We start from the raw sequence: 21,177 nt of genomic DNA, 5'->3' as shown, positions 1-21,177 counted from the left end.
CGGTCGGAACTCAACCGCTCTAGTCTGCTCGTGTGCGGGGAGCAGACTCGGCACCGGCTGCGGGTCCTGCAGCTGCCGTGCCGTGGCTGCAGAGGATCCTGCTGCTCGCCTGCCTGGTGACCGGCCTGTACGCCGTGGTGCTCCTGGTGTCCTCCCCGGCGCGGGCCGAGGACCCGCTCGCTCCCGTCGGCGGTGCGGTGGACGAGGTGACGGCCACCGTCGACGACGCCGCGCAGGTGGTGGAGCCGGTCGCGGAGGCGGTGCCGGAGGCCCCGGCCGAGCCGGAGATCCCGCTGGAGCCGCCTGCCGAGGCGGTGCCGGAGGCCCCGGTGGAGCCGGTGGCTCCGGCTGTCGACCTCCCGGTGGAGCCGTCCGCTCCGGTGCAGCCGCCTGCTCCGGTGGACGTTCCCGCGGAGACGCCTGTTCCGGTCGTCGACGTTCCCGCGGAGACGCCGGAGCCGTCCGCCGACCCGGTGCTCCCGGTCGTCGAGACCGTGACCGAGCCGGTCGCCGAGGTTGTGGAGCCGGTCGTCGAGCCGGTGACCGACCCCGTCGCCGAGGTCGCCGAGCCGGTCGTCGACGCGGCCGCTCCCGGGGTCGGACCGCAGACGCGTCCGGGTCCGCCGCCCGGTCGTCCGGAGCTGCCGCCGGCCGCCGGTGGCCCGGGCGCTCCCGGTGCTCCCGAGCTGCCGCCGGTGGTCGAGCTGCCGCCGGTGGTCGAGCTGCCGCCGGTGGTCGAGCTGCCGCCGGTGGTCGAGCTGCCGCCGGTGGTCGAGCTGCCGCCGGTGGTCGAGGTCCCGCCGGTGGTCGAGGTCCCGCCGGTGGTCGAGGTCCCGCCGGTGGTCGGGGTCCCGCCGGTGGTCGAGCTGCCGCCGGTGGTCGGGGCCCCGCCGGTCGTCGAGCTGCCGCCGGTGGTGGAGGTCCCGCCGGTCGTCGAGGTCCCGCCGGTGGTGGAGGTCCCGCCGGTCGTCGAGGTCCCGCCGGTCGTCGAGGTCCCGCCGGTCGTGGAGGTTCCCCCGGTCGTCGAACTGCCGCCGGTGGTCGAGGTCCCGCCGATCGGTGGACCGCCCGAGCACGCCGGTCCGCCGGTGCTGCCGCCCGTCGTGCTGCCCGTCAACCCACCGGCTCTGCCGCCGGTGGTCGAACTGCCTGTCGACCCGCCGGTGATCCCCCCGGTGGTGCTGCCCGTCGACCCGCCGGCTCTGCCGCCGGTGGTGCTGCCCGTCGATCCTCCGGTGCTCCCGCCGGTCGTGGTCCCCGTCCCGGACGTCATCCCGGACGTCGTCCCGGACGTCGTCGGGCCGGTCGTCGATTCCGGGGTCCCGCCCGTCGTCGTCCTCCCGGGGACCCCCGGCCTGCCCGAGCTGCCGCCCGTGGTCCCGGTCGTCGACCCGGTGGTCCCCGTCGTCCCGGTGCCCCTGCCCGACGTCGTGCCGCCGGTCGTCCCGCCGGTCATCGACGTGCCGGCGATCCCCGAGCAGCCGGGTCTGCCGCCGGTGGTCCCCGTCGTCCCGGTGCCCCTGCCCGACGTGGCCGGGCCGGTGGTCGATGTGGTTCCTCCGGTGGTCGTGGACCCCGTCCTCCCGCCGGTCGTCCCCGACGTCCTCCCGCCGGTCGTCCCCGACGTCCTCCCGCCGGTCGTCCCCGACGTCCTCGAGCCGGTGGTCGAGGTCGTCCAGCCGGTGGTCGAGGTCATCGCACCGATCGTCGAGCAGGTCACCCACACCGCCGGTGCCCCGGCGGAGCCGGCCGTCGCGTCCGACGAGACCGAGGCGCTGGACGCCACGAGCACGACGACCCCGACGACTGCGACCACCTCGACGACGACCCCGACCGCGACGACCACGGCCGCGGCCACCGACGTCGTGGTCGGGGCGGCGCTGTCCGCTGTTGCCGCCGTCGTCGGCACCCCCGTGCAGGTCGTCCTCGCGGACCCGGGAGGGTGCGGGTCGGCCACCGCGGCGCTGGTCGGACCGCCCGCCCGCTCGGCCGGCGGTGGGGACGCCGCGCGCACCCAGCCGGTGACCGACTCGAGCCCGGCGTCGAGGCCGGCGGCCGGCAACCTGCCGTTGACGCCGCGCCTCCCCGACCCGGGCCGCCCCACGTCGCCGGAGTCCCCGCCGGCCGCGCCCGCCGCGCCGACGCTGTCGTCGTCGACCGCGCTCGCCGCCGTCGCGGCGGTCTGCCCGTCCGCGGCACCGCCGGCCGCCTTCTCGCTCGTCCCGGCGCCGACGGCGGCCGCCGCCGTCGCGTCCGCCCACCTGCGCGACCCGTCCTTCTCTCCCGACTGACCTCCCTGCCGGGCGCGCACCAGCCGCCGGGCGAGGTCGGGGCCACCCCGCACCGCACCGCCGGCCGTGCGTCGCCCTCCCGGGCGTGACCCCGACCTGGCCAGCACTGGGCCGGGGCCACCGGGCGGGGAGGTATCGGGGCTGGGGGTTCCGCGCGACGGCCGGCCGTCAGCCCGGCACCCCTGACTTCCCCGCCCACACCCCAGGACGACGGGGGCGGTGGTGACGCCATCGCCTCCGCCCCCGTCGACCTGACACCACGACGCCGCGGACACCACCGCGCGGTGACCACTCCCGCACCGGGCCCGGCGTCGTGCACAGTGCCGCCCGTGACGGCCTTCGTGATCGTGACCGTGCTGGTGGGGGCGTTCCTGATGGTGCTCAGCTCACGGCTGAGCCGGTCGCGGCCACCCGGCCGGCACGCGCGGTCGAGTGGGGGCGACGGCGGGTCGTACGGCGACTCCTCCTGGTCCGACGGCCACCACGGTGGCCACTCCGACTCCGGCGGCTGGGGTGGCGACGGCGGCGGTGGGGACGGCGGCGGAGGTGGCGGCGGGGACTGACCGCCGGGTGGTCATCCCCGCTCGTCGTCGGGACGGTGACCGATGCCCCCGGGACCGTGGTCGGCCGGCACCTCCTCGCCGGACGCGACCGGGCCGGGCGGGGTGCCGTCGCCGAAGGGCGAGCCGCCGAGCTCCTCGCGGCCGTGCGGGGTCAGCCAGTTGCGGGTGTCCGGCCCCATCGGGATGACCTGCGTGGGGTTGATGTCGGCGTGGACGACGTAGTAGTGCTCCTTGATCTGCGGGAAGTCGGTGGTGTCGCCGAACCCCGGCGTCTGCAACAGGTCCCGCGCGTAGCCCCACAGCGCCGGCATCTCCGACAGCTTCTGCCGGTTGCACTTGAAGTGGCCGTGGTAGACGGCGTCGAAGCGGGCGAGCGTGGTGAACAGCCGGACGTCGGCCTCGGTGATCGTTTCGCCCATGAGGTAGCGCTGCGTCGTGAGGCGCTCCTCGAGCCAGTCGAGCGCCGTCCACAGCCGCTCGTAGGCCTTGTCGTAGGCGCCCTGTGAGCCGGCGAAGCCGCACCGGTACACGCCGTTGTTGACCTCGGTGTAGACCCGCTGCATGACGTCGTCCATCTCGTCGCGCAGGTGCTCGGGGTAGAGGTCGGGGGCGCCGTCGCGGTGGTGGGCCGTCCACTGGGTGGAGAAGTCCAGCGTCATCTGCACGAAGTCGTTGGTGACGACGGCCTTGGTCGGGACGTCGACCATCGCCGGCACCGTGATGCCGCGCGGGTACTCGGGGTCGCGGGCGAGGAAGGCCTCCTGCAGCCGCTCGTAGCCCAGCACCGGGTCGCGACCACCCGGGTCGAGGTCGAAGGTCCAGCTGCGCTCGTCGTGCGTGGGCCCGCAGATGCCCATCGAGAACGCCGGCTCCAGGCCGAGCAGCCGTCGCACGATGGCCGCGCGGTTGGCCCAGGGGCAGGCGCGGGCGATGACCAGCCGGTAGCGGTCGGCCTCGACCGGCCACGGGCTCGAGCCGTCGGCGGTGATCCGGTCGGTGATGTAGTTCGTGTCGCGGCTGTACTCCTGGCCGCTGCTGACGTATCCGGATCCGCTGTTGTCGCTCACGCGATCAAGACTGGCCGACACCGCGTGCCACCGCGCGGCAGGGTCTACAGCCGGGACGTCGTCGCCTCGTCGTCCTGCCCGCCGAAGTACCGGTCGAGGACCGCGCGGAAGATCGGCTGCCCCGGGGCGGCGTGGCTGAAGAGCGTCATCGACGAGCGCAGCTTGACCGCGTCGACGGGGCCGAGCACCGCCTCGGGGTCGCGCTGGTCGATCTCGGTGAGCGCCCGGGCGGACTCGACCAGGCGCGGGCCGAGCACCGGGTGGGCGAGGTAGGCGCGGGCCTCGTCGAGGCCGCTGATCGCGTAGTGCTGCGCCGTCGGGCTGCGGCCGAGCCCGGTCACCTGGGGGAAGACGAACCACATCCAGTGGCTCCGCTTGCGCCCGGCACGGAGCTCGGCGAGGGCCTGCGGGTAGGTGCCGTCCTGGGCGTCGACGAAGCGCTGCAGGTCGAACGGGTCGGTCATGGGTGCGCTCCCGAGGTGGTGGTTCGCGCGCGGCCTGTTGATCATCGTCTGCTTGCCGCGCGACACGCCCGTCGTCGGCGCGTCGTCGTGCACGCATCCGATGATCGACGACCCATGGGCTCAGTCGTAGGGGTCGGTGAGGACGGCGGTGGCCTCGACGACGTCGAACGTCGCGGGCGGGCCGTCGGTCGTGGTGGTGCCGGGGACGTCGGCCGGCGCGCTGCCGTCGACGGTGAACGTCGCACCCCAGGTCACCGTGAGGCTCGCCGAGTACGTGCCGGACCGGTAGAGGTGCTCGGCGGCGTGGTCCGGGTAGGCGCCGCCCGGCTCGGTGCTGGTGAGCGTCGGGGCTGCCGGGTCGCCGGTGCGCCAGGTGTACTGCTCGGCCCGGGCGACGATCACGACGGTGAAGCCGCGGATGTCCACGGTGAAGGTCTGTGTGGCCGGCGAGTCGGTCCAGAAGACGACCGGCAGCCCGGACAGGCCGTCGCCCGGCGGCGCGTGCTGGGTGGTCAGCTGCGGGAGCGGGAGGCGCTGGAAGTAGGTGAAGACCTCCTCCGGCGACGGTGGCGGGTTGAGCGCCGTGATGTCGACGCAGGCCGTGCGCACGTCGGTCCAGGCGCCGAGGAGGTCACCCGGGAGGAAGCCTGCGGGCACCGGAATGACCGCGGTCCCGTCCGGCCGGACGACCGGCCGCTGCTGCACGGTGAGGAAGCGGACCACCTGTCCGGGCTCTGCCGGACAGTCCTGGAAGTCGAACGGGGTGCACAGGTCGCCACCGTCCTCCGCGATCACGCAGGGCGGCCGCAGGCGCCAGATGTAGTCGACGATCTCCGCGGCGCTCGCGCCGACGACGGAGCCCACCGCTCCGCTGGTGTAGCCGACGCCAACGTCACCATTGCCAATGTCGGTCTCTCCGCAGTCGAAGAAGGTGCAGGCAGTGGCGGATCCGTCGCGGGTGACGACCAGTACGCCGAGCAGCGTTAGAACCAGTAGTCCGCGGGCGAGTTTCTTCATCCGAGCTGAAACGCCGTGACTGTCCATGATTGCGTGGGAGCCGACCAAGCGAGGACGAGACCGGACCCCAAGTTGGGGGCCGCCTCGCGTCGTTCCTCAAGGACTTGCCCAGCGCTATTGACCAGCGACACCGGCTCGCGTCGGGCACCAAAGCTCAACTCGGCGGTGTCTCCATCGAAGACGGGCGGTGGAACATCGTTGAGGCTCACCTCGCCGCCCACGTATCGGTTGCCTGCGGCCGCCGCATCATCGAGGTTCTTCGCGATGCGCAGGCACTCGTCGCACTCCGGGCCCAGGTCGCGCAGCGGCTGACCTGCGGGAATGGCCTGCTGCCGGTTCAGCAGGTCGATCCAGTAGCGGAGGAAGGCCTCGGCGCCGGCGGCGTCCTGGGTGCGTGCCTCCGGTGGCACGGGGAAGTCGGCCGGCCCGACCACGGGTAGCGCCTCGGTGGTGGGTGCCGCGGACGTGGCCGAGGGCAGGCTGGTGCTGGGGGCCTCGGCGTCCGCGCTGCCGCAGCCGGTGAGCAGCGTCGTCCCGAGTGCGACGGCCGCAGCCGCCAGTCGCATCCCCCCACGGTGATCACGCACGGCTGGGGACGATAACCAGAACGGAGGCGAACGCCGGTCACCCCTGTGGACGAGCCACCCGAACGGCTGCCCGGTCGCCGTCGATCATCGGGTTGTTGCCGCCCGCAGCGGCGTGCCCGCGCGTGTCAGCGGCACCAACCCGATGATCAACTGCAGAGCCCCCTCACGCCGGCAGCAGCGCCTCCAGGCCCTGCTCCGAGTCGGCCGCCAGCGCCCGCCCGACCGCGACCGCGTGCGTCATCCGCAGCGACCCGGCCAGCCACAGCAGCACGTCGTGCAGCCGCAGCCGGGTCAGAGGCCGCCCGAGCAGGGTCGCCGTCGCCGTCTCCAACGCGGTGAACGCGGCGGCGTTGGCGGTCAGCTCCCGGTGGACGACGGCCTCGGGCCCGCTGTCGCCCTCACCCACGTGCCCGTACAACTGCCGCCGCGTGACGCCGTCGAGCAGGGGCACCAGCGCCGGGTGCCGGGAGTGCAGCGCAGCCCGCACGTGCCGGTCACCGACCTCGCGCAGCGCCGCCCCCACCGTCCCGGGCTCCATGAGCACGGAGAACTCGTCGGCGGGCAGCTCCCAGAACGCGCGCCCCGCCGCCCGGTCGACCAGCGTGCTCACCAGCGGCCAGACGTCGTCGAGCGCCGTGCGCACCCGGCGCCACCCGGCCGGGTCGAGCCGGCCGTGCAGGCCCTCCGCGACGAGGACGTCGCGGTCGGTGGGGGAGTCGGCGGTCTCGGGCGGCTGCCCGTCGAAGCGGTCGTGGGCGTAGGCGAGCACCTGCACCCACCGGCCGTGCGGGTGGCTGGGGGAGCGGAAGAACAGCGGACGGCGGCCCCGCGCGTACCCGAGGACGGCGGCCAGCGCGGTCGGCAGCGGGATCGGATCGGGGCCGGTGCTGGGGAGGACGAGGGCGGCACCGCCCCCTCGTCCCCCTGTCACGTCTGTCATTGGTACCCCGTCCGCGGCGCCGATGAGTCCAGGCGTGCCGGGTCCAAGGGCACTGGGCGGGCTGCCGGAGCGGGAGGAGGCTCTCCTCCCGGGCCCGAGCCCGCGACCCGCCTGTGCCGGAGGTCCCCATGGCCCGCCTGCGTCGTCTCGTCCTGGTCCCGGCCGTGGCCGCCGGCCTCGTCGCGGCGGTGGCCGCTCCCGCCGCGGCCGCACCGCTGACCCCCAGCCGGCCGACGACGCTCGTCATCGAGGACCTGACCTTCCCCTACGGGCCCTGCCCGGACGTGACCGTCAGCGACTTCGACATCCGCCTCAGGATCCAGACGTTCAGCGACGGCGACCGCGTCGTGCAGGAGGTGCGCAACGTCTCCTACAGCGGGACGCTCACCGGTCCGACGGGGACGCAGACGACCTACGAGGGCCACTTCCGGGTCGTCGACTTCTACGACGAGGGCGTCTCCGTCCGGCAGGGACTGGTCGGCAAGGCGATCCTGCCCGACGGCGGCGAGCTCGTGCTGACCGCGGGTCGCCAGGTGCTCGACCTCGGGACGCAGGACGTCGAGGTGGCCGCGGGGAACAACACCTTCGAGGAGTTCAACGTCGCGCTGTGCGGAGCCCTCGGCGCCGAGCCGGCCTGACGGCGGCAGCCCGGCCCCGATGAGTCCGGGCGGGCCGGGCGGTCTGAGGAACGTGCAGACGATCGACCTGGGCCCTGCGGCCGCCGGGGTGGCGCGCGTCGTGGCCGGCATCCGCGACGAGCAGCTGACCGCGCCGACCCCGTGCGAGGGCACGTCCGTCGCCGGGCTCCTCGACCACCTCGCCGGGCTCACCCACGCGTTCCGGATGGCCGCGGAGAAGACGCCGGTCGAGGGCACCGGCTCCGCCGACCCCATCCACCTGCCCGCCGACTGGCGCACCCGCATCCCCGCGCAGCTCGACGCGCTGGCCGCCGCCTGGCGCGACCCGGCGGCGCACGAGGGCACCGCGCGCGCCGGAGGCGTGGACATGCCCGCCGGCGTCGCGGCCGTCGTCGCCCTCGACGAGGTGGTCGTGCACGGCTGGGACCTGGCCGTCGCCACTGGCCAGCCGTACGACGTCGACGACGCCGCGGCCGAGGCGTGCCGCGCGTTCGCCGAGTCCTTCGGCGACGACCGCCCGCCCGGCCTGTACGGACCGGTCGTGCCGGTGCCGGCCGACGCCCCGGCGCTGCACCGGCTGCTGGGGGCCACCGGCCGCGACCCGTCCTGGCGGCCTCCCGGCTGAGCCCTTCGACCCTGGCCGGTTCCGCAGCACGGTGCTGAGGTGCGTGCACACCGCGGGACAGGGGGACACCGTGCGCAGGCAGCTGATGGTCGGGATCGCGGCGCTGCTGCCGCTCGTGACGGTCGCACCGGCGGCCGCCCAGGACGACGCCCCGCTCGGGACGCCGGTGTACCTCGCCCTGGGTGACTCCGTCGCTGCCGGCATCGGCGCGGTGCCCACCGCCCCCGGCTACCCGCAGTTGCTCGAGGAGCTGCTCGACGCCGACTACAACCCGGCGGCGGACAAGGCGACGGGGCGGTCGCTCGCCGACTTCCAGCTCGTCGACCTGGCGGTGCCCGGCGCGACGACGTCGACCCTGCTCGAGCTCCAGCTCCCCGCGGCGCTGGAGCTCATCGCGGCCCGCGACGCCGACCGCGACCCGAAGAACGACGTCGAGGTCGTCACGGTGACCGTCGGCGGCAACGACGTCTTCGCCCCGATCGCGCAGGCCTGCATCACCACCGCGACGCCGGCGGGCTGCCAGGCCACGGTGGACACCGTGCTGGCCGGCGTCCAGGACCGGCTCACCACGATCCTCGGGGAGCTGGTCGCCGCCGCGGGCCGCGACGCCGAGGTCGTGGTGACGACGTACTACAACCCGATCGGCTCCTGCTTCCTGACCGGGATCAACCCGGCCGCGCCGACGATCGCGGACGTCGTCCTGGAGGGCGGGACCGTCCCGGGGGTGCTGTCGGTGCAGAGCGGCCTGAACGACGTCATCCGCCAGGTCGCCGCGGCCACCGGCGCCCAGGTGACCGACCTGTACGGCGCCCTCGGGCCGGAGGACCACGTCGGCGGACGGGACTGCCTGCACCCGAACGCGGAGGGGCACGAGGTGATCGCCGGGGAGCTCTACGCCACCCTGGCCAGGTGAGCGGTGGGGTGACGGCGCCGCCGCCACCCCACCGCCGTCCTCAGGCCTGTCCCGCCTTCTCCTTCTCGTAGCGCTCGGTCATGGTCGCCACGGCCTGCAGCTGCGCGGCGGCGTAGTCCTCGCGCTTGCCCATGGCGTACTCCTTGGCGCCCAGGGTCTGCTGCGCGTGGCTGACCTCGCCGCCCTGGAAGTGCGGCATCACGTGCTGCGCGATGAGCTCCCACGACCGCTTGGTGGCCTGCGGGTTGGCCCACTCGTGGCCGAGCAGCAGCATGGCGCCGAAGCCGCCGGACTGGTCCCACAGCCGCTGCACCTGCGCGCGGGCGTCGTCGACGGTGCCGATCGCGCCGATGCCCGCCTCGTTGATGAAGTCGATCATCTCCTTGGCGTCACCGCCCTCGACCGCCATCTGCGGGAACGCCGCCGTCTTCTGGAAGTAGCGGAACCACGTCTCGATGCCGAACTGGACGTCGGCGTAGGCCTGCTCCCGCGTCTCGGCGATGTGCATGAGCCCGACCAGCCGCCAGTCGCGCCGCGAGACGGTCTGCCCGTAGTGCGCCGCCCGCTCCTCGACGACGTTCCAGTGGTGGGCGAGCGCGTCGAAGCCGTCCTTGGTCAGGGTGGCGCCGATCGACAGCAGCCCGACGCCGTGCCGGCCGGCCATGCGCGGCCCGGTGGGGGAGGCGACGGCGGCGACGGCGATCTCGAAGCAGGGCTGCGTGTAGGGCCGCAGGTGCAGCCGGGCGTTGACCAGGTCGTGCGTGCGTGTCTTCTGCGTGACCGTCTCGCCGCGCAGCAGCCGCATGATGATGTCGAGGTCGACCTCGAGCAGCTCGCGGGTGTCGGTGGGGGTCAGGCCCAGCATCATCGAGTCGGTGGGCAGCGAGCCGGGCCCGCAGCCGAGCATCGCGCGCCCGCGGGTCAGGTGGTCGAGCAGCACCATGCGCTCGGCCACCCAGAGCGGGTTGTGGTACGCGATCGAGGTGACGCCGGTGCCCAGCTTGATGTGCCGGGTGCGCTCGGCGGCCGCGGCGATGAAGATCTCGGGCGAGGCGATGATCTCGGTGCCGGCCGAGTGGTGCTCACCGATCCAGGCCTCGTCGTAGCCGAGCCGGTCGAGGTGCTCGACGAGCTCGAGGTCGCGCTGCAACGCCAGCGTCGGGTTCTCCCCCGGCGGGTGGAACGGGGCCAGGAAGGTGCCGAAACGCAGCCGGTCCATGAGGGTCCTCCTCGGGTCGGGGATGGGCCCATAGTGGTGCACGTCACACCCCGGAGGCCATGCCCTCAGGCCACGACGAAAGCAGTGGACGACGACGGCGCCGCGGTGATGCAGGACCCGATCACGGTGAGCCGGTCTCCGCTCAGCGCCACGCGGCCGAAGCTGGCCTGGCCCTCGCACACCCGCACCGCGCCGAGCTGCTCACCGCTGGCGAGGTCGAGGGTGACGACGCCGGACTCCACCTCGAACCCGGCCACCGGCAGGTAGGCGACGCGGGCATCGGGGGAGACGGCGAGGTCGGCCAGCGGGCTGTCGGTGCCGGGGATGCGGTGGGACGCCGTCACCTCCCCGTCGGAGACGGTGACGACCCGGAAGGGGTCCTCGCCCGAGCCCGCGGTCAGGGTGACCACGGCGGTGCCGTCGTCGGCGATCCGCAGCGCGTTCGGGATGCTGGCCGGGCGGTCGGGCGCCAGCTCGACGAGGTCGCCCGGCGCCAGGTCCGCCGACCAGGTGCCCAGCACGGCGACGTCGGCGAGGTCGACGGCGCGGGCGTCGCTGAGCAGCGCGGTGGGCCCGCCGCCGGGGCTCACGGCGAGGGCGCGGACGGTGAGGCCGGCGTCGACGTCGGCGGTGGCCCGCACGTCGCCGGTCGCGGGGTCGACCGCCGCGAGCCGGCTCTGCGTGGCCAGGTAGAGGCTGCGCCCGTCGGGGGAGAGCGCGGTGGTGTCCCCGGCGACGTCGAGGTCGGTGACGGCCGGCTCCCCGCCGGGCGGGACGGTCGTCAGTCGGCCGGGTGCCGTGACCACGGCGGTGCCGTCGTCGGTGACGAACAGCTGGTCGGCGGGGCCGTCGAGCCGCCGGAGCTCACCGACGCCGTCCTCGTCGACCGGGGCGAGGTAGGTGACGGCCGGGTCGGCGGTGTCGGCGAGCAGGGCGACCGCCCCCTCGGGCCCGGCCGCCAGGTCGAGGACGTCGACGCCGGCCGGTGCGACGGCGTCGAGGTCGACGATGGCCCGCAGCTCCTCGAACGTCCGCGGCGCCGGGACGGGGTCGCCCCGCACCTCCGTGCACCCGGTAGCAGCCATCAGCGCGACGACGGCACAGGCGGCGGCGCGGCGGGTGGTCGGCATGCGGGCTCCGGGGTCGGGAGCCGAGTGTCCGGCCGCCCGGACCGGCGCGGCAACCGCGTGGTCTGATGCTCGGCAGCGGAGCCGGCGCCGGGGCCGGCCCGGAGTCCGGAGGTGCGCTGGTGGCTGACGCCGAGGTCCTGCTCGAGGTCGACGGCGGCGTGGCGGTGGTGACGCTCAACGCGCCCGACCGCCGCAACGCGCTGACGCCGCAGATGGCCGGCGAGCTCATCGACGTCTTCGAGCAGGTCGACGCCCGGCCGGAGGTCGGCGCGCTCGTGGTGCGGGCGGTGGGGCGGTCGTTCTGCGCCGGCGGCGACGTCGGCACGCTGACCTGGGCCGGCAAGGACCCCGCGGCGCCGGACGCCTACGAGGGCATGGGCCGGATCTACGACTCCTTCTACCGGCTCGGGCAGGTCCGCGTCCCCACGATCGCCGCCGTGCGCGGGTCGGCCGTGGGCGCCGGCATGAACATGCTGCTGGCCACCGACCTGCGGATCGTCGCGCACGACGCCCGGCTGCTGGCCGGCTTCCTCAAGCGCGGCATGCACCCCGGGGGCGGGCACTTCGTCATCCTGTCGCGGCTGATCGGGCGGGAGGCGGCCGCGGCGATGGCGCTGTTCGGCGAGGAGGTCGACGGGCGCCGCGCGGTCGAGCTCGGGCTGGCGTGGGAGTCCCTCGACGACGCCGCCGTGGAGGACCGCGCCCTCGAGCTGGCCCGCCGGGTGGCCGCCGACCCCGAGCTGGCGCGGGTGGCCGTGGGCAACTTCCGCAAGGAGGTCGTCAACGGCGCGGTGAGCTGGGAGGTCGCCACCCAGTTCGAGCGTCCGGCGCAGATGTGGTCGATGCGCCGCCAGGCCCGGCAGGACTGACGCCGGTTTCGGGACCCGCGCCGCTTCGTGTTCCGACGGTGACGGTCGGCAATTAGAGTCACTACACGTGAGCGCCGCCGTCCCGACGCCCCGCCCGTCCACGTCGGTGCTGCCCGACCCGCGTCCCGCGGTCGCCGACGCCCGACGGCTCGCCGCCCTCGCCAGCTACCGGATGCCGGGGCACGCCGGGATCGCTGACCTCGACGCGGTGGTGTCCTACGCGGCGCGGACGGTGGACGCGCCGATCGCGCTGATCAACCTGGTCGGCACCGACGAGCAGTGCTACCCGGCCGAGCGCGGCGTCGACGTGCCGTACTCGCACGTGCGCGACGAGGAGTCGTTCTGCGCGTACGTGGTGGCGCTGCGGGCGCCGCTGCAGGTGCCCGACGCGCTGGCCCACCCGGTGTTCCGGCACACCCCGGCGGTGGCCGCAGGCGTGATCCGCTCCTACCTCGGGGTGCCGCTGGTCGACGAGGACGGCTTCGTGCTCGGCGCGCTGGCCGTCGTCGACGACGTCCCGCGCCAGTACACGCCGGCCGAGCAGGAGGTGCTCGAGATCCAGGTCCGGCTGGTGCGCGGCGTGCTGTCGCTGCGGCGGCAGGTGGCCGCGCACCGGTGGGACGGCGAGCTGCTGGGTGTGCAGGGCCGCGTGCTGGAGGCGGTGGCGGCCGGGCTGCCGCTGGCGGAGGTGCTGGAGGTGCTGGCCGACGCGGTGGCGGCAGCGGCTGCCGACGCCGACGCCGCCCAGCGGGTGCGGCTGCAGGAGGCCGTCGACCGGCTGACCGCGGTGGCCAGCCGGGCCGACGGGTGGCGGCAGGCGCTGCTGCGCTCGGCGCGGCAGGACCCGCTGACCGGGCTGGCCAACCGCAGCCACCTGCTCGACACCGGCCGGGTGGCGCTGGCGCCCGGCGGTGCGGTGCTGTTCGTCGACGTCGACCGGTTCAAGGAGGTCAACGACCGCGGCGGGCACGCGGTGGGCGACGCGCTGCTGGTCCGGCTGGCCGAGCGACTGCGCCGGCACGTGGAGCGGGAGCTGCCGGGTGCCGTGGTCGGCCGCCTCGGCGGGGACGAGTTCGTCGCCGTCCTGCCCGGGGTCGACGCGGCCACCGCCGAGGCGCTCGGGCACGGGCTGGCCGCCGCGCTGGTCGACGAGGTCGACGTCGGACGGCGCACCGTGCGGGTGTCGGCCAGCATCGGGCTGGCGATGGCCGCGCCGGGGGCGAGGCTCGACGAGGTCCTCTCCCTGGCCGACCGCGCGATGTACGGCGCGAAGGAGCGCGGCCGCGGCGTGCTGCACGTCGTCGAGCCCGAGGGCCTGGCGAGCTAGCACCCGCGGGAGCCACCGCCGTCGTCCACGACGAGCAGGTCCACGTGGTGGGTGTCGCCGTCGCGGCCGATCTCGACGTCGACGGCCCAGGTCTGCGACGACGTCCGGCGGACCTCCCCGACCGAGACGGTGTAGCCGGCGTCGTACTGCTCGACCAGGGCCTCGACGGCGTCCTCGATGCGGACGGGCCGGTCGGCTGCCTCCGGTTGCCGCTGGGCGGCGGCGCACAGCTGCCGCCACGAGAGCAGCCAGTCGGGGCGCTGGACGGCCGGGTGCTCCTCGACCGCCTGCAGTGGCGGGTCCGGGTCCGGGTCGGGGGCGAGGGCGCGGTGGGTGAGGACGCCGGCCGCGGCGAGCAGCAGCGCGAGCAGCACCGCGCCGGCGACCGCGAGGGCGGGGGAGCGCCCGGTGCGGGCGTGCGGGTCGACGATCCAGTCGCCCGGGCCGGGGGACCAGCCGTTCGGCGCCGTCACCGCCGGCTGTCCCCGGCCCGCAGCAGGAACGAGGACGGCACGTCGACCAGCGGCTCGACCCGGCCCCCGGCGGCCAGGTGCAGGCTCCAGGTGCCGTCGAGCGCGCCGTCGAGGACCTCGTGCAGGGCGCCCACCCACTCGCCGTCGTCGTCGGTCTCGACCGGCTCGCCGGGACGGCACAGCGCCAGGGCCAGGTGGGCGCCGTCACCGGTGAGGTGGGTGCCCACCTCGGCGTGGACGTCGAGCACCCTGCTCAGCAGTCCCCGGTCGGGCTCGACCGGGACGTCGTCGACGGGGAGCACGACCGGGGACTGCCGGCCGTCGGCGCCCAGCCAGGTCAGCCAGAGGCTGCGGCGGACGGAGGTCGACGGGGTGAGGAGGGAGACCCAGCGGCGGGTCAGCGCCTGGGAGGAACGGACGGGGACGTCGGCGAGCGCAGGTGTGGTCACGCGGCACACCGTGGCAGCCCCGGAGGACGCGCCCCCGGGTTTTCCACAGGCCGCCGTCGGTCAGGTCAGGTGTCGGCGGAACCAGTCCAGCTGCGCGGGCGCCGAGCGCGCGAACGCCTCGCCGGTGTAGGCCTCGAAGTGGCCGACCGGCAGCACGAGCAGCTCCTTCGGGTGCCGGGCCCGCTCGTAGTAGTCGAGGGTGAGGTCGGCGACGGTGAGGTGGTCCTGCGCGGCCACCACCACCATGAGCGGGGTCGGCGCGATGTCGGCGATGTAGGCGCCGGGCTCGTACTCGACGAACATCTCCACCGAGCGCAGCGTGACCTCGTTGCGCCAGGTGCTCGCCCGCTCCTGGATCGGGCCGAAGAAGAACTCCGAGGTGTCGGCGGTGGGCAGCGCGCACACCTCGGCCGGGTCCTTCTCCCAGGTCACCTGCATCATCTCCGGCGGCTTGCCCGCGTAGCGGGCGGCGCGGTCGGCGTCGAACACCGCGCGCAGGTCGGCGAACTGGTCGGCGCGGATCAGCCGCCGCGCGTTGGCCAGCCCGCTCACCAGGGGCACCTGGGAGACGACGCACTTCACGCGGCGGTCGATCGCCCCGACGACGAGCACGTGGCCGCCGGAGTACGAGGACCCCCAGATCCCGATGCGGTCGGGGTCGCACCACGGCTGGGTCTGCGCCCAGGTGATCGCCGTCCGGTAGTCGCGGACCTGCTGCCACGGGTCGATCTCCCCGCGCGGCTCGCCGTCGGATCCGCCCAGGTTGCGGTTGTCGTAGACCAGCACGCCGAGCCCACCGGCGGCGAAGTGGTCGGCGAAGTCGTCCAGGAACATCTCCTTGACGGCGGAGAAGCCGTGCGCCATGACGACGAGGGGGCGGCGCGCGTCGGCCGGCCCGTCGTCGGGGGCGTGGTGCCAGCCGCGCAGGGTGACGCCGTCCTCGGTCCTGAACTCGATGTCCTCTCGCATGCCGCCGACCGTGGCCGCTGCCGTACGCGGCGTCGCGGCGGTCCCTGCACGTCCCGCGGCGATGCCTGCAGGTCTTGCCGCCCCGCCCGGCCGGAGGGTTGGCTGCGCCGCGGGAGGTCCCCATGACGCTGGCCACCGAGGGCCGGGTCGAGGTCGCCCGGTACCGCGTCGGCGACCTGGCGCTGCTCGACCGCCGCTGCGGCCCGGGCGCGCGGCCGGCGGCGGCCGACGACGGCGTGGTGGGGGTCAGCTTCGTCCGCGAGGGCCGCGAGGTCGTCGAGGTGGGGGCGGCGCGGTTCGTCGCCGGCCCGGGGTCGGCGGTGCTGTGGCGGGCCGACCAGCCGGTGCGCTTCCGGGTGCCGGGCCGGCTGCACGAGTGGACGCTGCTGGCGCCGTCGTCCCGGCTGCCCACCGCTGTCGGCGGCCCGCTCGACGCCACGGCCGCCGGGCTGCTCACCGCCCTGGTGGGGACGGCGCTGGCGAGCGCCGGCGCGCTCGGCGGACGGCTGGGGCAGCCGGTGGCCGACGCGCTGGTCGACCTGCTGGCCGGGGCGCTGACCCCGGTCGACGACGACCCGGCTTGGGCGCGGGTGACCGCCCACGTCGCCGCCCACCTGCGCGAGCCGTCCCTCTCCCCGGCGGCGATCGCGGCGGGCGCGTACGTCTCGGTGCGCTCGCTCTACGGCTTGTGCGCCGCCCGCGGCACGACCCCGGCCGGCTACGTGCGCCGGCTGCGGCTGGAGGGCGCGCGGCGCGAGCTGGCCCGGCGCGGCACCGCGGTGACCGTGGCCGCGGTGGCACACGGGTGGGGCTTCGGCGACCCCGCCACGTTCGGCCGGGCCTTCCGGGCGGCGTTCGGGTGCACGCCGGGGGACGTCCGCCGAACTTGACCTCTCAATAGTGGAGAGTAGTATCCATCATTGTGAGAACTGCCCCGCCGCTGGTCGCACCACTGTTCCGCTCGGACGGACAGGCGCGACTGCTGGCGGAGCTGTTCCTGTCGACGGAGGACGAGCTCAACCTCAACGAGCTGGCCACGAGGGCCGGGCTGGCGTACGGCACGGTCCACCGCGAGGTGCGCCGGCTGCTCGAGGCCGGGCTGCTCTCCGAGCGGCGGGTCGGTCAGGCCAGGTTCGTCCGGCCCAACCCCGGATCCCCGCTGACCCGGCCGGTCCGGGACCTGCTGCTGGTCTCTGCAGGCCCGGTCCCGCTCCTGGCCGCCGAGCTGGGCGCCGTCGCCGGCGTGCACGCGGCGTTCCTCTACGGCTCGTTCGCCGCCCGGATGCGCGGCGAACCCGGTGAGGCGCCGAACGACATCGACGTCATGGTGGTCGGCACTCCCGACCCCATGGCCGTCTACGAGGTGTGTCAGCGCGTCGGCGACCAGGTCGGCCGCGAGGTGAACGCGACGATCATGACTCCGGACGAGCTCGAGCGGCACAGCGGCTTCCTCGCCCAGGTCCGGCGCAGCCCGGTCGTGCCGGTCCTCGGGGACCTGCCGTGGCGGTGACACCCCTCACATCGGCCCAGCAGCGCGCCGTCGAGGACCTCGTGGCACAGCACCGGCTCGAGCGGGTCCCCGTCGACGAGCAGCGGTGTGCGGCGTTCCTGGACCAGGCGGAGACGGCGCTGAGCGATCTGCCGAACGTCGTGCACGCGCAGAACCGCTACAACCTCGCCTACGACGCCGCCCACGACGTCGGCGAGGCCATGCTCGCGGCGTACGGCTTCCGCACCAGGCACGGCCCTGGCCAGCACGACGCCCTCGGCCGGTTCCTGGCGGCGATCTTCGACACCCCACCGGAGAACGCCGTGTCCCAGCACTACGACCGCATGCGTCGGGACCGCAACCGGCAGCGCTACAACGCCCAGCCGATCACGGCGGCGGCGGCGACCGCGGCCGCAGCCACGGCCACGACCCTGTTCCGCGCCGGCCGGACTCGTGTTCGCGGGGACGCCTGACCCGGGGACCGGTCAGACGGTCTCGGGGACCCGCAGGTGGGCGAGGACGAGGTCCATCTCGGCGACGTCGACGATCTTGGCGCCCATGGCCTGGGCGAACTGCTCGCGCAGGGAGCGGGCGTGGCGGCGCACCAGCCCGGCGGCGTCGCGGTTCTCGAAGCTGGTCACGCTGACGGTCCGGGCTGCGCGCCGGTCGACCAGCATGCTGACGCTGCAGAAACCCGGCAGCTCCCGGAGCTTGGGCAGCAGGTTGTCCCGGTAGGCGTCGAGCAGGTCGTCGAGGTGGTTCGGTGCGATCCGGGCCCAGGTGACCTGCGCGCCGGCGCCGTCCCCGGCCGGGCGGTCCCGGTGCAGGACGGCGATCTCCCACTCCTGGACGTCGGCGTGCTCGCCGCCGAGGGTGTGCAGCAGGCGGTGCTGGACGGTGCGGTCCTCCGCGGCGGTCGCCCTCATGGCCCGCTCGTCCTGCCAGGCGGTGGCGACGATGCACCGGCCGGCCGCGCGGTCGGCGAGCAGCGAGAGGCCGACGCAGCCCTCGGCCCGCTCGGACGCCGGGAGCACCTCGTCGCGCACGTAGCCGATGGCGGCGTCGAGGTGGGCGGGGTTGCCCCGGATGCTGGTCGACCGTGCGTGCATGCCGCCGCTCCTCGCGATGAGACGGGACGCCCCTGCGGCGCCGCCGCGCGGCCCACTCTGCCGGTCCCGTCCGGGCGGGGCCAGGGAAACGGAGCGGGGGCGCGCCGGGGCGCTCGTGCCACGGCCGGACGGGCGTCGTGGCCTAGCGTGAGCCGGTCGTCCTCGCCGCGCGCCCGTGCCGGATCGAGGACCCCGCGACCGTCGTCTCGTCCAGGGAGCCCGCAGCGTTGTCCGGCACGTCCTCCGGTAGGCCTCTCCGCGCGCCGTCCACAGGGAACCTGCTGGCCGACTGCGAGCGGTGGTGCCGCGACAACCTGCCGCCCCGCCCGAGGCGGCCGCACACGGCGCCGTTGCGGGTCGTCGCCGGTGGGGGAGCCGACCGGGCGTCGTCGCGGTGCGGCGGCTTCCGGCCGGGGCCCGGCTGGCCGGGCTCGGCGGTCGCGCGCACCGGCACCTGAGGTCGCCGGCCGACCAGTCGCGTCAGTGGACGGCGCGCTCTTGCCCGGCCCAGTACGGCTTGCGCAGTTCGCGCTTGAGCACCTTCCCGGCGGCCGACAGCGGCAGCGCGTCGACCAGCTCGATCGACCGCGGCACCTTGTAGCCGGCGATGCGCTCCTCGCAGAAGTCGTGCAGCTCCTCCAGCGTCACGGTGGCACCGGACGCCGGGACGACGACGGCGTGCACCCGCTCGCCCCAGGTCTCGTCGGGGACGCCGATGACCGCGCACGTGGCCACCGCCGGGTGCTGCGCGACGACGCTCTCCACCTCGACCGAGTACACGTTCTCCCCGCCGGAGATGATCATGTCCTTGATGCGGTCGGTGAGGTACACGTAGCCGGCGTCGTCCATCCGGCCGGCGTCGCCGGTGTGCATCCAGCCGCCGCGCAGCGCCTCGGCGGTCTCCTCCGGCCGGTTCCAGTACCCGAGCATCAGGTGTCCGCCGCGGACGACGATCTCGCCGACCTCGCCGCGCGGCAGCTCGACGTCGTCCGGGCCGACCACGCGCACCTCCGCGTGCGGGGCGGCGCGGCCGACCGAGCGGCGGTGCCGCGGGTCCTCGTGGTCCTCGGCCGTCAGCAGGGTCGCGACGGGCGCGAGCTCGGTCATGCCGTAGGCCTGCATGAAGCGGGCGTTGGGCAGCGTCTTCACCGCCCGGCCGAGCAGCGCGTCGGACATGGGCGAGGCGCCGTACATCACCCGGCGCACGCTGGTCAGGTCGAACTCGTCGACCCGCGGGTGGTCGGCCACCAGCTGGATCATCGTGGGCACCAGGAGCAGGTCGGTGATGGCGTGCTCCTGCACGGCGGTGAGCACCGCGACCGGGTCGAACACCGGGATCATCACCTGCGTGCCGCCGACCACGCCGCCGCTGACCCAGGTGGAGAAGGCGGCGAGGTGGAACATCGGCGCGGCGTGCAGCAGGACGCCCTCGCGGGCGAAGTGCTCGGTGGCCAGCCCACCCATGGACGACGTCAGCAGGTTCTCGTGGCTGAGCATCACGCCCTTGGACCGGCCGGTGGTGCCGCCGGTGTAGAAGACGCCGGCGAGCTCGTCGCCGCCGCGGCGGGCGTCCTCGACCGGCTCGCTGTCGGCGACCAGTTCCTCGAAGGAGAGCATGCCCTCGGGCGTGGGCCCGTCGCCGGCGTGGACGACCTCCCGCAGCGCCGGGTGGGCCGCCCGGATGCCCTCGACGTGCCCGGCGAACAGGTCGTCCACGACGAGCACCTGCGCGTCCACCTCGACCAGCGACTCCGCGATCTCCGGCACGCTCCACCGGATGTTGACCGGCACGACGACGCCACCGGCCCACAGCGTCGCGGCGAGGAACTCGTGGAAGCGGTCGGAGTTCAGCGACAGGATCGCCGCGCGCTCGCCGTCGCGGATGCCGAGCCGCTGGAGTGCCCCGGCGAACCGCGCGATCCGGTCGACCGACTCGGCGTTCGTGCGGGTGCGGCCGGCGCAGACGGTGGCGACGTCGTCCGGTCGCTGCTGGACGTGGCGGTGCAGACCCTGGGTGAGGTACACGGCGCTGGCCTCCGTTCGGGTGGGTCCGGATCCTGGCGCCGACGGCGGCTGCGCCGACAGAGGCGGACGGCCCGGTCAGCCCAGGACGAAGGCGGTGGTCGTGGGCCCATCGGTGCCGAGGCAGGAGCCGACGACGGTCAGCGTGCCGCCGTCGGCTGCGAGGGCCCCGAAGGCGCCGGCACCGCCGCACAGCCCGACGACGCCGGTGCGCTCGCCGGTGCCGACGTCGACCGCCGTCAGCTCGGCCGGGTGGTAGGACGCCGACAGCACCAGGTAGGCGATCCGGCCGACGACGGCGACGTCGAGGGCGGTGGCGTCGGTGCCCTCCAGCTCCGCGAGGGTGCGCACCCGGCCGCCAACGACGGTGACCAGCCGCCCGGCGTCCCGCGCGTCGTTGACGTAGGCGGCCACGACGACGGTGCCGTCGTCCGTCACCTGCAGCGCGGTGGGCGTGCCCACCCGCTCCGGGACGACGGTCACCGGGTCGCCGTCCGGCCGCAGCTCGGGGGTGAGGCGCAGCAGCAGAACGCCGTCGTCCGGGTCGTCGGCCAGCGCGAACAGGTCGCCGTCGGGTGCGCGGGCGAGGTGGGTGACCGGGGCGGGCGCCTCCGCGGTGGCCAGGACGGCGCCGGTGGAGGGGTCGACGGCGGTCAGCCGGGTGCCGCGGGCGAGGACGACTGCGTCGCCGTCGAGGAGGGCGGCGGTGGGCGGTCCGTCGACCGGCAGCGGGAGGGCAGCGCCGCCGACCGGCGTCAGCGCGGTGCCGACGACGAGCGGAGTGCCGTCGCCGATGACGAGTTCGCTGCCCGGATCGACCAGGGTCGGGGCGCCGCCGTTCAACAAGACGAGCCAGCGCCGGTCGGCGTCGCCGACGAGCACGAGCGGACCGGCGAGGTCGTGGACGACGACGTCGGTGCCGACGGCGGCGTCGAGGTCGACGGTGCGCAGGACCCGGGGAACGTGCGGGTCGACGCCGCCCGTGCAGCCGGCCGCGAGCAGCACGGCCAGCGCGA

General features: G+C 75.1%; 23 protein-coding genes. 10 read left to right on the top strand and 13 right to left on the bottom strand.

Going from position 1 to position 21,177, the window contains the following annotated elements:
- Positions 1 to 77: 77 nt before the first annotated feature.
- Positions 78 to 2,291: a hypothetical protein gene (locus tag ACI780_RS18215; protein ID WP_457004749.1), complete on the top strand. Its 2,214-nt coding sequence runs from the start codon at positions 78 to 80 to the stop codon at positions 2,289 to 2,291.
- Positions 2,292 to 2,620: 329 nt separating this feature from the next.
- Positions 2,621 to 2,854 carry a hypothetical protein gene (locus ACI780_RS18210; protein ID WP_457004747.1) on the top strand — a complete coding sequence of 78 codons (234 nt, stop codon included), beginning with the start codon at positions 2,621 to 2,623 and terminating at the stop codon, positions 2,852 to 2,854.
- A gap of 11 nt (positions 2,855 to 2,865) precedes the next feature.
- Here the strand turns inward: ACI780_RS18210 and ACI780_RS18205 are convergent, their stop codons facing one another.
- The 5 genes from ACI780_RS18205 to ACI780_RS18185 all read right to left on the bottom strand — a co-directional run bounded on the left by ACI780_RS18205 (position 2,866) and on the right by ACI780_RS18185 (position 6,920).
- Positions 2,866 to 3,921, bottom strand: coding sequence for a glutathione S-transferase family protein (locus tag ACI780_RS18205; protein ID WP_457004745.1), 1,056 nt, complete (start codon positions 3,919 to 3,921; stop codon positions 2,866 to 2,868).
- 44 nt (positions 3,922 to 3,965) lie between these two features.
- Positions 3,966 to 4,385 (bottom strand): DUF1810 domain-containing protein, encoded by a 420-nt coding sequence (locus ACI780_RS18200; protein WP_457004743.1) that lies wholly within the window; start codon positions 4,383 to 4,385, stop codon positions 3,966 to 3,968.
- 120 nt (positions 4,386 to 4,505) lie between these two features.
- Positions 4,506 to 5,249, bottom strand: coding sequence for a hypothetical protein (locus tag ACI780_RS18195; protein ID WP_457004741.1), 744 nt, complete (start codon positions 5,247 to 5,249; stop codon positions 4,506 to 4,508).
- Positions 5,250 to 5,398: 149 nt separating this feature from the next.
- Positions 5,399 to 5,968, bottom strand: coding sequence for a hypothetical protein (locus tag ACI780_RS18190; protein WP_456871727.1), 570 nt, complete (start codon positions 5,966 to 5,968; stop codon positions 5,399 to 5,401).
- A gap of 184 nt (positions 5,969 to 6,152) precedes the next feature.
- A complete protein-coding gene (locus tag ACI780_RS18185; RefSeq protein WP_457004739.1) occupies positions 6,153 to 6,920 on the bottom strand; it encodes a DUF6308 family protein in 768 nt (255 codons plus the stop codon).
- 137 nt (positions 6,921 to 7,057) lie between these two features.
- Between ACI780_RS18185 and ACI780_RS18180 the strand changes: the two genes are divergently transcribed.
- The 3 genes from ACI780_RS18180 (at position 7,058) to ACI780_RS18170 (ending at position 9,105) form a co-directional block, all read left to right on the top strand.
- Complete coding sequence (locus ACI780_RS18180) at positions 7,058 to 7,567, top strand: hypothetical protein (protein WP_457004737.1); 510 nt, start codon at positions 7,058 to 7,060, stop codon at positions 7,565 to 7,567.
- A 52-nt stretch (positions 7,568 to 7,619) separates the two neighbouring features.
- Complete coding sequence (locus ACI780_RS18175) at positions 7,620 to 8,192, top strand: TIGR03086 family metal-binding protein (protein WP_457004735.1); 573 nt, start codon at positions 7,620 to 7,622, stop codon at positions 8,190 to 8,192.
- Positions 8,193 to 8,262: 70 nt separating this feature from the next.
- On the top strand, positions 8,263 to 9,105 hold the full coding sequence (locus ACI780_RS18170) for an SGNH/GDSL hydrolase family protein (RefSeq protein WP_457004733.1): 843 nt from the start codon (positions 8,263 to 8,265) through the stop codon (positions 9,103 to 9,105).
- 40 nt (positions 9,106 to 9,145) lie between these two features.
- On the opposite strand, the gene ACI780_RS18165 is transcribed toward ACI780_RS18170, so the two are convergent.
- Together ACI780_RS18165 and ACI780_RS18160 are read right to left on the bottom strand one after the other, a co-directional pair.
- Positions 9,146 to 10,324 (bottom strand): LLM class flavin-dependent oxidoreductase, encoded by a 1,179-nt coding sequence (locus tag ACI780_RS18165; RefSeq protein WP_457004731.1) that lies wholly within the window; start codon positions 10,322 to 10,324, stop codon positions 9,146 to 9,148.
- A gap of 65 nt (positions 10,325 to 10,389) precedes the next feature.
- On the bottom strand, positions 10,390 to 11,454 hold the full coding sequence (locus tag ACI780_RS18160) for a hypothetical protein (protein WP_456871733.1): 1,065 nt from the start codon (positions 11,452 to 11,454) through the stop codon (positions 10,390 to 10,392).
- Positions 11,455 to 11,573: 119 nt separating this feature from the next.
- On the opposite strand from ACI780_RS18160, the gene ACI780_RS18155 reads away from it, so the two are divergent.
- Complete coding sequence (locus ACI780_RS18155) at positions 11,574 to 12,323, top strand: enoyl-CoA hydratase/isomerase family protein (protein WP_456871734.1); 750 nt, start codon at positions 11,574 to 11,576, stop codon at positions 12,321 to 12,323.
- A 67-nt stretch (positions 12,324 to 12,390) separates the two neighbouring features.
- Entirely contained in the window at positions 12,391 to 13,650 is a 1,260-nt protein-coding gene (locus tag ACI780_RS18150) for a diguanylate cyclase domain-containing protein (RefSeq protein WP_457004728.1), read from the top strand.
- Here ACI780_RS18150 and ACI780_RS18145 read toward each other — a convergent pair.
- Genes ACI780_RS18145 through ACI780_RS18135 form a run of 3 tightly spaced genes read right to left on the bottom strand, consistent with a single transcriptional unit; the run spans position 13,647 to position 15,604 of the window.
- Complete coding sequence (locus tag ACI780_RS18145) at positions 13,647 to 14,123, bottom strand: hypothetical protein (RefSeq protein ID WP_457004726.1); 477 nt, start codon at positions 14,121 to 14,123, stop codon at positions 13,647 to 13,649. The genes ACI780_RS18150 and ACI780_RS18145 overlap by 4 nt on opposite strands.
- Complete coding sequence (locus tag ACI780_RS18140; protein ID WP_457004724.1) at positions 14,120 to 14,572, bottom strand: hypothetical protein; 453 nt, start codon at positions 14,570 to 14,572, stop codon at positions 14,120 to 14,122. Before ACI780_RS18140 ends, ACI780_RS18145 begins: the two co-directional genes overlap by 4 nt.
- Positions 14,573 to 14,632: 60 nt before the next feature.
- A complete protein-coding gene (locus ACI780_RS18135; protein ID WP_457004768.1) occupies positions 14,633 to 15,604 on the bottom strand; it encodes an alpha/beta hydrolase in 972 nt (323 codons plus the stop codon).
- Between the two features lie 59 nt (positions 15,605 to 15,663).
- Here ACI780_RS18135 and ACI780_RS18130 point away from each other — a divergent pair, with 59 nt between their 5' ends.
- The 3 genes from ACI780_RS18130 to ACI780_RS18120 are packed head-to-tail and all read left to right on the top strand — an operon-like array spanning position 15,664 to position 17,503.
- Positions 15,664 to 16,431 (top strand): helix-turn-helix domain-containing protein, encoded by a 768-nt coding sequence (locus tag ACI780_RS18130; protein ID WP_457004722.1) that lies wholly within the window; start codon positions 15,664 to 15,666, stop codon positions 16,429 to 16,431.
- A 32-nt stretch (positions 16,432 to 16,463) separates the two neighbouring features.
- Complete coding sequence (locus ACI780_RS18125) at positions 16,464 to 17,051, top strand: helix-turn-helix domain-containing protein (protein ID WP_457004720.1); 588 nt, start codon at positions 16,464 to 16,466, stop codon at positions 17,049 to 17,051.
- A complete protein-coding gene (locus ACI780_RS18120) occupies positions 17,048 to 17,503 on the top strand; it encodes a hypothetical protein (RefSeq protein ID WP_457004718.1) in 456 nt (151 codons plus the stop codon). Before ACI780_RS18125 ends, ACI780_RS18120 begins: the two co-directional genes overlap by 4 nt.
- A gap of 12 nt (positions 17,504 to 17,515) precedes the next feature.
- Here the strand turns inward: ACI780_RS18120 and ACI780_RS18115 are convergent, their stop codons facing one another.
- From ACI780_RS18115 to ACI780_RS18105, 3 genes are all read right to left on the bottom strand, one after another.
- The gene (locus ACI780_RS18115) at positions 17,516 to 18,139 is read right to left on the bottom strand and encodes a hypothetical protein (RefSeq protein ID WP_457004716.1); all 624 of its coding nucleotides are present in this window, start codon (positions 18,137 to 18,139) and stop codon (positions 17,516 to 17,518) included.
- A gap of 480 nt (positions 18,140 to 18,619) precedes the next feature.
- On the bottom strand, positions 18,620 to 20,164 hold the full coding sequence (locus ACI780_RS18110; protein WP_457004714.1) for an acyl-CoA synthetase: 1,545 nt from the start codon (positions 20,162 to 20,164) through the stop codon (positions 18,620 to 18,622).
- 75 nt (positions 20,165 to 20,239) lie between these two features.
- Positions 20,240 to 21,166: a hypothetical protein gene (locus ACI780_RS18105; protein WP_457004712.1), complete on the bottom strand. Its 927-nt coding sequence runs from the start codon at positions 21,164 to 21,166 to the stop codon at positions 20,240 to 20,242.
- Positions 21,167 to 21,177: the final 11 nt, after the last annotated feature.

This window comes from Geodermatophilus sp. SYSU D00814 (genome assembly GCF_054050055.1).
The sequence above is the reverse complement of the archived record's forward strand: the minus strand, read 5'-3'. Positions and strand labels throughout refer to the sequence as shown.